This is a genomic window from Intrasporangium sp. (genome assembly GCF_039812505.1).
Classification (GTDB): domain Bacteria; phylum Actinomycetota; class Actinomycetes; order Actinomycetales; family Dermatophilaceae; genus Intrasporangium_A.
Genome location: NZ_JBDIAQ010000224.1, coordinates 1 through 3888, shown reverse-complemented (window position 1 = coordinate 3888; position 3888 = coordinate 1). Strand labels below are relative to the sequence as shown.

At 73.2% G+C, this 3888-nt stretch carries 4 protein-coding genes; 2 read left to right on the top strand and 2 right to left on the bottom strand.

The genetic code is table 11. The features are described 5' to 3' along the window. Together WMI84_RS17310 and WMI84_RS17305 are read right to left on the bottom strand one after the other, a co-directional pair. Nucleotides 1–869: ATP-binding protein (locus tag WMI84_RS17310; RefSeq protein WP_347355020.1), on the bottom strand; the 869-nt coding region annotated here is incomplete at its 3' end. Then, the gene (locus WMI84_RS17305; RefSeq protein WP_347355019.1) at nucleotides 866–1261 is read right to left on the bottom strand and encodes a YraN family protein; all 396 of its coding nucleotides are present in this window, start codon (nucleotides 1259–1261) and stop codon (nucleotides 866–868) included. The genes WMI84_RS17305 and WMI84_RS17310, both read right to left, overlap by 4 nt. Nucleotides 1262–1516: 255 nt before the next feature. Here WMI84_RS17305 and WMI84_RS17300 point away from each other — a divergent pair, with 255 nt between their 5' ends. Both WMI84_RS17300 and WMI84_RS17295 read left to right on the top strand, forming a co-directional pair. Then, on the top strand, nucleotides 1517–2464 hold the full coding sequence (locus tag WMI84_RS17300) for a tyrosine recombinase XerC (RefSeq protein WP_347355018.1): 948 nt from the start codon (nucleotides 1517–1519) through the stop codon (nucleotides 2462–2464). A gap of 47 nt (nucleotides 2465–2511) precedes the next feature. Next, a complete protein-coding gene (locus tag WMI84_RS17295; protein ID WP_347355017.1) occupies nucleotides 2512–3675 on the top strand; it encodes a pyridoxal phosphate-dependent aminotransferase in 1164 nt (387 codons plus the stop codon). Nucleotides 3676–3888 lie beyond the last annotated feature (213 nt).

Sequence of the window (3888 nt, the reverse complement as noted above, 5' to 3'; positions counted from 1 at the left end):
CCGCCGATGACCGCCGCCATCGAGGCGCCGTGGTGCGGTGCCACGAACGGTGGCCGCCGAACCAGCCGCGCGTCGCTGCCCAGCGCCCCGAGCACCGAGTGGATCGCGGTCACCTCCATGGACTGCTCCTCGTCGAGCTCCGGCAGGATGCCCGGCAGGCGTTCGGCGAGCATGGTCTTGCCCGCGCCCGGTGGGCCGGCCAGCAGGACATGGTGGCCCCCGGCCGCGGCCACCTCGACGGCCAGCTTCGCCTCCGCCTGGCCGAGGACGTCGGACAGGTCCAGCGCACGCCCGACGTCGTCCGGGTCCCGCGGCGCGGGGGTCGTGATCTCGGCGACCCGGCCACCCCGGTCGAGCTGCTGGTAGCGCGTGACCAGCTCGGCGATGGTGGCCGCCGGGTGCACCTTGACGGACGAGACGAGCCGTGCCTCCGCGGCGTTGTCCACCGGCACCACGACGTGTCGGACACCCGCGAGCGCCGCGGCGTGCACGGCCGGCAGTACCCCGGGCACCGGTCGGACCGTCCCGTCCAGGCCGAGCTCGCCGATGTGGACGACATGCTCGACGACCCGCTGCGGGATCACCCTCATCGCGGCGGCGACGGCGACGAACGTGGCGAGGTCGAACCCCGGTCCGACCTTGCGCAGCCCGGCCGGTGACAGGTTGACGGTGACCCGGCGCTGGGCGGCCTCGAGCCCGACGGCCGAAGCGGCCGCCCTGATCCGGCCCGGTGACTGTGCCACGGCAGAGTCACCCAGGCCGCTGATCACGAAGGCCGGAAGCCCGCAGGCCACGTGGGCCTCGACCTCGACGAGGAAGCCCGCGACGCCGCGCAGTCCGACCGACCGGGTGCGGCCCAGCCCGCTCACTGGACGGCCCGCAGGTGCGCGATGTGGGCCGGGCCGCGGCGTGGCCGGAGGATCGACACGACGTCGATGCGCACCGGTAGGGTCCGCCACCCGGGATCGGCCGCGTTGCGCCACAGCGTGGACAGCTGCCGCAGCCTGGCCAGCTTGAGCCGGGTCACTGCCTCGAAGGGCGCCCCGAACAGCTCGGTGCTGCGCGTCTTCACCTCGACGACGACCAGGCAGCCGCCGTCCAGCGCCACGATGTCGATCTCGCCGCGCGCGCAGCGCCAGTTGCGGTCCACGATCGTCAGGCCGTGCTCACGCAGGTATCGCACGGCCAGGCGCTCTCCGTAGTCGCCGAGTGCTCGGGTCGCCCGGATCCCGCTGGGGCGCGCGGTGGCTGAGAAGTCCATGTCCCCACCCTGCTGGCGGGACCGAGACGCGGAAAGCCCGGCAGCGACCCCTGTGGACGACGCCTCCGGATGTCCGGGGGATGTTGACGACAGCCATCGGGCCACACCCGGCCAGGCTCCTGGCGCGCCGTTCCTGCGTCGGTCGTCGGCGGCATACCCGACCCGACCGGCCCGGCGGTGCGGGGCGGCGGTTCGCCTGCTGCGACACGTGGCCCGGTCCTTGTCGTACCGGCGACGGTTTGCGATGGTGCGAGGATGAGCGCGGACGGGACCGCTGGCCGGCAGGTGCGGACGATGTCCGACCGGCATGCCGACGTCCTCGCGGCCTTCGCCCGGCACCTGGCGGCGGAGCGCGGCCGGTCCGGCCACACGGCTCGGGCCTATCTCGGCGACGTCCACAGTCTGTTCACCCTGCTGGACGATCAGGGCGTCGACCAGCTGTCCGAGGTCGGGCTGGCCGAGCTTCGGGCCTGGCTCGGGTCGCTGGCGGACGCCGGGGCGAGCCGGGCCACGCTGGCCAGGCGGGCGGCGGCCGTCCGCACCTTCTTCCGGTGGGCCGCGCACACGGGACGGGTGCCGGTCGACCCGTCCGTACGGCTGATCGCCCCCAGACGGACGCGGCCCTTGCCCGGGGTGCTGCGGCCGGACGAGGCGACCGAGCTGCTCGACCTTGCTGCGGTCCGGGCTGACGACGACGATCCGATCCACCTCCGTGACCGCGCGGTCGTCGAGCTACTCTACGCGAGCGGGCTGCGGGTCGGGGAGCTGACCGCACTCGACGTCGACGACCTCGACCCGGCCGAACGCACCGTGCGTGTCATGGGCAAGGGCGGCAAGGAACGCGTGGTCCCCTTCGGCGTTCCCGCGGCCCGGGCCCTGGCCGACTGGGCGGCGGCCCGGCACCGAGTCGCCAACGCCAGGTCCGGGCCGGCGCTGTTCCTGGGACGCCGGGGCGCGCGGGTCGACCCGCGACAGGTCCGCGCGCTCGTGCACGAGCTGCTGTCCCACCTGGCCGACGCGCCGGATCTGGGCCCGCACGGACTGCGGCACAGCGCGGCCACGCACCTGCTCGAGGGTGGCGCCGACCTGCGGGTCGTCCAGGAGCTGCTCGGCCATGCGAGTCTCGCCACGACGCAGATCTACACGCATGTGTCCGCCGACCGGTTGCGGAAGAGCTACGAGCAGGCCCACCCCCGGGCCTGACCGCGCGACCGGGGAGCGGCGGGGGCCGAGTGGGTAGGGTCGAGGTCATGGATCTGCCACTGGTCTCCCGGATGCGCCCTTTCGGCGAGACGATCTTCGCGGAGATGTCGGCCCTGGCCGTCCAGACCGACAGCATCAACCTGGGGCAGGGCTTCCCCGACTCCGACGGCCCGGTCGAGATGCTCGCCGCCGCGAAGGCGGCCATCGACAGCGGCCGCAACCAGTACCCACCGTCCTCGGGGGTCCCCGAGCTGCTGGCCTCGATCTCGGCACACCAGGAGCGGTTCTACGGGCTGCGCGTCGACCCGCGCAGCCAGGTCCTCGTGACGGTCGGCGCCACGGAGGCCATCGCGTCGGTCATCCTGGCCCTGTGCGAGCCGGGCGACGAGGTCGTCACGTTCGAGCCCTACTACGACTCGTATGCCGCCTGCATCGCCCTCGCCGGTGCGACCCGCCGCACGTCCGTCCTGCGCTTCCCCGACTTCGCGGTGGACGAGTCGTCGTTGCGAGCTGCGTTCTCTCCGCGGACCAGACTGGTGCTGCTCAACACGCCGCACAACCCGACCGGCAAGGTCTTCACCAGGGCGGAGCTGGAGCTAGTCGCGGCACTGGCCAGCGAGCACGACGCCTGGGTCGTTACGGACGAGGTCTACGAGCACCTGGTCTTCGACGGATGCGAGCACGTCCCGATGGCCACTCTGCCCGACATGTTCGAGCGCACCATCACGATCTCCTCGGCCGGCAAGACCTTCTCGGCCACCGGGTGGAAGGTCGGCTGGCTCTCGGGGCCGGAGCAGGCCGTCACGGCCGCGCGCACCGTCAAGCAGTTCCTCACCTTCGTGGGGTCCGGGCCCTTCCAGCCGGCCGTGGCCCTGGCCCTCGGCCTCGGCGACGAGACCTACGTGCGGCTGCGCGACTCGCTCCAGGCCAAGCGGGACCTGCTGTGCATGGCGCTGGAGAGCGCGGGCCTGACCATCAGCCGGCCGTCGGGGACGTACTTCGTGATTGCTGACGTGAGCCCGCTGGGGGCCCGGGATGCCCTCGCCTTCGCCCGTGCGCTGCCCGAACGGGTCGGCGTCGTCGGCATCCCGGTCAGCGTCTTCCACGACGACAAGGACGCGGCCCGTACGCTGCTCCGGTTCGCCTTCTGCAAGCGCGACGAGGTGCTGGTCGAGGCAGGCCGGCGCCTGCACTCCCTCGCCGGCAGCTGACCCGACCACGCACAGCCCGGGGCGGTTCATCCGCGTCGTCCACAGGCAGTCGAGTCGCCCTGCTGATGACGGGCGCGCCGGTCTAGCCTCCCCAGCATGGCCGCCGTCTCCGTCCTCGCGACTCTTGCCACGCTCGCCCTCGTCACCGGGGCCGCAGCAGGGGCGTCCGGCCCGTCGCCGGCAGCAGTCCTGTCGACGGCGGTCAGGGACGCG

Excerpts from the sequence above, each read along its gene's own strand:
- WMI84_RS17300 (WP_347355018.1), top strand. The coding sequence starts at position 1,517 with ATGAGCGCGGACGGGACCGCTGGCCGGCAGGTGCGGACGATGTCCGAC.
- WMI84_RS17305 (WP_347355019.1), bottom strand. The coding sequence starts at position 1,261 with ATGGACTTCTCAGCCACCGCGCGCCCCAGCGGGATCCGGGCGACCCGA.
- WMI84_RS17295 (WP_347355017.1), top strand. The coding sequence starts at position 2,512 with ATGGATCTGCCACTGGTCTCCCGGATGCGCCCTTTCGGCGAGACGATC.